3 protein-coding genes are annotated in these 2045 nt (G+C 65.8%); 1 reads left to right on the top strand and 2 read right to left on the bottom strand.

The window, feature by feature from the left end:
* On the top strand, positions 1–359 hold a 359-nt coding region (locus tag AC1D2K_RS33945; RefSeq protein ID WP_478094736.1), incomplete at its 5' end, for an SDR family NAD(P)-dependent oxidoreductase.
* Here AC1D2K_RS33945 and AC1D2K_RS33940 read toward each other — a convergent pair.
* Together AC1D2K_RS33940 and AC1D2K_RS33935 are read right to left on the bottom strand one after the other, a co-directional pair.
* Complete coding sequence (locus AC1D2K_RS33940) at positions 311–1423, bottom strand: RNA methyltransferase (protein WP_478094735.1); 1113 nt, start codon at positions 1421–1423, stop codon at positions 311–313. The two genes, AC1D2K_RS33945 and AC1D2K_RS33940, sit on opposite strands and share 49 nt — an antisense overlap.
* A gap of 374 nt (positions 1424–1797) precedes the next feature.
* Positions 1798–2045, bottom strand: a 248-nt coding sequence (locus AC1D2K_RS33935) for an OmpA family protein (protein ID WP_478094733.1), incomplete at its 5' end; no start/stop codon positions are given.

Genomic DNA, 2045 nt, shown 5'->3' with positions numbered 1-2045 from the left:
CGCATGGCGCCGCGGGCCAGATTGGATACTCCGCCGCGAAGGCTGGCCTTGTTGGATTGACGCTAAGCCTCGCGCGCGAGCTGGGTCCTGACCGTGTGAACGTCAACGCCGTCGCGTTCGGCCTGATCGAGACCCGCATGACGCAAGAAATCAAGGGCGAAACCGCCATCGATATCCATGGTCGAAAGTTGCGAGTCGGCCTGACCCGCGCCGCGCTGGATGACATACACCTCCGGATTCCATTGCGCCGCGGGGGTACCCCCGAGGAGGCCGCGGGCGGCGTGGTGCTCCTCTGCATGCCGGAAGCCGACTACATCTCGGGCCAGGTCGTGGAGATCGACGGCGGATTCGCGATTTGATGCGCAATGCGGTTCTGGTCGAATGCCGCCTGCCGCAAGTCTTCGGCCCTTCGAAGCGGCACCTGCACTTCGGCTGCGCGCGCCCTCAACTGACCGCACCCGCCGTCGACATCCTGGCCGGCTGAATAGCGCAGCTTCGTCAATATGCCCCGCTGGTGCAGCGTGCGGGCCATCTGCTTGCAGCGCTCCCACGAGGGGCGACTGAACGCCACGCCATCCACCGCGTTGAAGGGAATCATGTTCAGCACGCCGTACTTGCCGGAAAGGAGGCGGACGATGCCTTCAATCTCCTCTTCCCCGTCGTTGACGCCTTCCAGCAGCGTCCACTGGTACTGAATCGGATAACCGGTCGTCCGGGCATAGCCTTCGCATGCGGCGACCAGTTCTTCGGGCGTCATGTTCGGCGCCCGCGGAAGGAGTTTTCTGCGCAGCTCCGCCTTGGTCGTGTGCAAAGAGAGCGCCAGCGCAGGTCTGACGCGTTCCTGGTGCAGTCTGTCGAACGCGCGTGGATCGCCCACGGTGGAGAACACCAGGTTCTTGTGGCCGATGTCGCCCGCCGTGCCGAGCAGGTCAATCGCTTCCAGCACGTTGTCCAGGTTGTGGGCCGGCTCACCCATGCCCATGAACACCACCTTGCGCACCGGCCGGCGCATGCGTGCGAGGGCGACCTGCGCAATGATCTCGGCGCTTTCCAGTTGGCGCAGCAATCCGTCGCGCCCCGTCATGCAGAACTGGCATCCGACGGCACACCCCACCTGCGACGAGACGCAGAGACCGTCTCGAGGCAGCAGCACACTTTCGACGGTCTGACCGTCCGCCAGGGCGACGAGCAGCCGCTCGGAGCCATCGGCCCCGGGATGCACCGCGTGGATGCGTGCCAGTCCCGCGAGTTCCGCTTCGATGGATGGCAAGGCAGCCAGCAGCGACGACGGAAAAAAGCTCTCYGGTCGACGCTTGCCGCTGTCCCGGGGCAACGCATGGGACCACAGCCGCAGGATGCGGTGTTCGTGGAGGGGGCCCGCGCCGGCGTCCCGCAGTCGCCGTTTGAGCTCGTGGATTCGCATGCGCAGCCTAGGGCAATCGGACTCTGGAACACTTCAGTGATCCAGCCGAGCCCGCCCGAACGTACAGAGTGATGGTCGACATGCCACCGATTGTGCACGGCAGCCACTGGATACCAACGCAGGTTTCTGCCCCGAGGCCACCCGGGTCGTTGGCGCTTAGGGAGTCCGTGGAACTGGCCACCCTCGAATGGGTCTCCCTGGTTCAGGTTCAACCACCGCCGGCTGACAGAGCCGCTGGACGACGTGCCGCCGGCCGGGTTCGAGGCCAACTCCAACGTCAGCTTGAGCAGCAGGCCATGCCGGCCTGACTCAAGCTGACGGGTCTCCACGAAACCCGGGAGGCGGATCAAGCGACCCGGTTTCGCCCGGCGAACCTAGCCCCCCTGCTCGCCCGCGGCGCGGATTTCCACGCGGCGGTTCGGCTCGAAGCAGGCGATGAGCTCGGTACGGTTCCTGGCCTTGCCCTGGGCCTTGCAATCGGCCTCGGTGACCTTCAGGTCCGACGGGCCGCGGCCTTCGGTCTGGATCACGTTGGCCGGCACGCCTTGGCTGACCAGGTAGTCGCGCACGGAGTTGGCCCGTGCCACGGACAGGCGCTGGTTGAACTCGAGGCTGCCTATCG

It is taken from the genome of Variovorax sp. P1_H12_2 (assembly GCF_056405335.1).
The sequence above is the reverse complement of the archived record's forward strand: the minus strand, read 5'-3'. Positions and strand labels throughout refer to the sequence as shown.